This is a genomic window from Pseudoalteromonas sp. TAB23 (assembly GCF_000498075.1).
Classification (GTDB): Bacteria; Pseudomonadota; Gammaproteobacteria; order Enterobacterales; family Alteromonadaceae; genus Pseudoalteromonas; species Pseudoalteromonas arctica.
The window spans coordinates 1-2,607 of sequence record NZ_AUTP01000065.1 but is presented as its reverse complement, the minus strand read 5'-3'; the positions used below and the strand labels follow the sequence as shown (position 1 = coordinate 2,607).

Annotated in this window: 4 protein-coding genes and 1 pseudogene; 4 read left to right on the top strand and 1 reads right to left on the bottom strand. The window is 37.7% G+C overall.

Features of this window, described 5'->3' with window-relative positions:
• The 4 genes and pseudogenes from L654_RS1000000128635 to L654_RS0101605 all read left to right on the top strand — a co-directional run.
• Window positions 1-79: pseudogene (locus L654_RS1000000128635) on the top strand (YaiI/YqxD family protein); the annotation flags it as partial.
• Between the two features lies 1 nt (window position 80).
• Window positions 81-644 (top strand): hypothetical protein, encoded by a 564-nt coding sequence (locus tag L654_RS0101615; RefSeq protein ID WP_024607054.1) that lies wholly within the window; start codon window positions 81-83, stop codon window positions 642-644.
• A 19-nt stretch (window positions 645-663) separates the two neighbouring features.
• Window positions 664-1,056 carry an ACT domain-containing protein gene (locus tag L654_RS0101610; RefSeq protein WP_024607053.1) on the top strand — a complete coding sequence of 131 codons (393 nt, stop codon included), beginning with the start codon at window positions 664-666 and terminating at the stop codon, window positions 1,054-1,056.
• 122 nt (window positions 1,057-1,178) lie between these two features.
• Window positions 1,179-1,991: a nucleotide-binding protein gene (locus tag L654_RS0101605; RefSeq protein ID WP_024607052.1), complete on the top strand. Its 813-nt coding sequence runs from the start codon at window positions 1,179-1,181 to the stop codon at window positions 1,989-1,991.
• A 176-nt stretch (window positions 1,992-2,167) separates the two neighbouring features.
• Here L654_RS0101605 and L654_RS0101600 read toward each other — a convergent pair.
• A partial coding sequence (locus L654_RS0101600; protein WP_024607051.1) for a class I SAM-dependent methyltransferase occupies window positions 2,168-2,607 on the bottom strand: 440 nt, incomplete at its 5' end.

Genomic DNA, 2,607 nt, shown 5'->3' with positions numbered 1-2,607 from the left:
GCCGCCACTTAGCCAAACCGATCGCCAAAACTTTGCAAATAACCTCGACCGTATTTTAGCGCAAAACAAGGCTAACTAACTTGAATACCCAATTAGTTGGCTTAGGTGATACGCAATTTAGCGTGGCGGTATACGTAGCAAAAGCGCCGCCAATGCCGTTTTTTGAAACACTTGAATGCCTAGAACCGGTTATAAATGAGCAAATAAATACCATAAACCAGCACTGTGGTAATGGTTGGCGCAAAGTGTTTAACGTGTACGCAAAAGTGCTATTTGCCCTGCCAAGTGAGCATTATTCATTTGCTAAACAAGCCCCTACTTGGCAACAATATCGCGATGAGTATTTACTGCAAAAAAATAGTAAAAACGCCCTGCTATTTAGCGCGCCCAACATTACTATTACGTGTGCAAATAAAGCTGCTAGCAATAAAAACCAGTTACACATAATTGCCGGTCGTACGCACGCTAAAAACTTATTACAACAAGGTAAGTTACATGCACAATTTGATTGGCTTGACGACGAGTTTGCAATAGACACCAGTAACAACATTATTGTGTGCCCATATTTTGATTATAGACAGTTAAGTAATATAAAAATTGCGAGATTAAGCGAGCTAGTCGCGCAGCTAAAAATCACTAAATAACACATTGTAAGGAACGACCATGGCCGGAATTTTAGAGTTAAACGAATTATTAAAATCAATGCAGCCAGCGCTTAAGCAAGGCGAGTATATTTTTTGTTGCTTAGCAGGAAAATTGGCTGATTATGTTCATTTAGAGCCACTTGCCACTTATATTGAAGAGGAAGGGCTAACCCTTATTTTAAAAGCTGAAACCGCCGATAAAGCAGGTATTACTTACGAGGGTAAATATAATTTAATTACCCTTAACGTACATTCAAGCTTAGAGGCCGTTGGGCTAACTGCTGCGATATCTGCAAAGCTGACTGAGCATGGCATTAGCGCTAATGTGGTAGCTGCGTTTTATCACGACCATATTTTTGTACAAACAGACAAAGCACAAGCCGCGATGAAAGCACTTGGAGAGATTGGTTAGGATTTTTGCTAGTATGGTAGCAAGCTAAACATTTTAGTATTAATGTAATAAGCAGATACTAAAAACATATAACTTTATTCTTATTGCTAAAAGAAAACTCAATTAAGTAAGGAGACAATAAGTTGAGAAAACCAAGACTATTTATAGCTTCTTCAGTTGAAAGCTTACCCGTAGCTGAAGCTGTAAATGTTAATTTAGACCATGAATTTGAAGTAACGCTATGGAAAAATGGTACTTTTAAACTCTCATCAACAGTGATCGATGATCTTGTTGAAAAGTCGTCATTTGTAGATTTTGCACTATTTATATTTGCTCCAGAAGATATCGCTACGATCCGAAATAGACAAGAACATGTCGTAAGAGATAATGTAATTTTTGAAATGGGATTATTCGTTGGAGCTATAGGTAAATCTAGATCATTTATCCTGAAGCCTCGCGATATTGAAATGCATCTACCAACCGATTTATTAGGAGTAACTCCTGCTGATTATGATTCTGGACGTTCTGATTATGATTTGGTTTCAGCGACTAACCGTGCTTGTACATTAATTAAAGCTGAAGCAGAAAGGCTAGGAGTGATCAATAATCAAAATAGCTCTGGGATAAAAAGAAATATTGCGAATCCATCAGTTTATAACCTTAAGGCACAAGATTATAAATTTTTAGCAGCTTGTCTACAAAGTTATACGTCTGACCCTGATGGTCTCCCATTTTATAGAATTTCTAATAACTTTAGTTCTACAGATGACTCTATTTTGCAAATATCGTTGATCAAGTTAGAAAGAATGGGATATTTAAGTAAAGCTATTGAAACAGATCAACAAAGTGAATGCGATTTTTATACTTATTCTATAACCGAGATGGGGATTGATATATTGCTGCAGAATGAAGACTTACTCCAACCTCAAGGCTATAAACCTGATATACAATTTTAAGTTTACATTACACTATGTGAGCTACCATTTAACTTCCCCGTCGGGTGGCGCTTCGCTTAACCGAGCTACGCTTAGAGAAACTTCGGAGTTTAGAGAGGTTATATTAAAACACCGAACTTGTTAGTTCGGTGTTTTTATTGGTGCTGAATCGCGGGTGCTTGTTCAGCTTGTAAAACTTAAACTACATACCCACTAAAACCTAGCGCTTTAAAATAAAGTTTAGGAATGCCAAATTTGCACTCATTTAGCAGTTCGCTAAAGCGCATTCTATCAAGCGGGTAAAACTCATTTTCTAAGTCGTGCCCTGTTTGTGTTTTACCTGTTTCGGTTAAACCCAATTGCGCGCACGTTGTAAGCTGGGCTTCGCGCTCAAATGAAGTTTCAGGGCGCATTAAATCTGCAATATAAAGGTTGGCGTCTTTTTTAAGGCTTCCTTTAATCGCTTTTAATAACTCTTTTTTATCGCCGTTATCTTGTACAAAATGCATTACCAATAAACATAAAACGGCATCGGCTTTAACCGATAATTTATTAACAGGTCCGTTATGAATATTAACGCGGCTTGCTATGCCTTGCTCATCAAATTGCTGCTTCGCGATAGCAAGCATATCGGCTG

Excerpts from the sequence above, each read along its gene's own strand:
- L654_RS0101610 (WP_024607053.1), top strand. The coding sequence starts at position 664 with ATGGCCGGAATTTTAGAGTTAAACGAATTATTAAAATCAATGCAGCCA.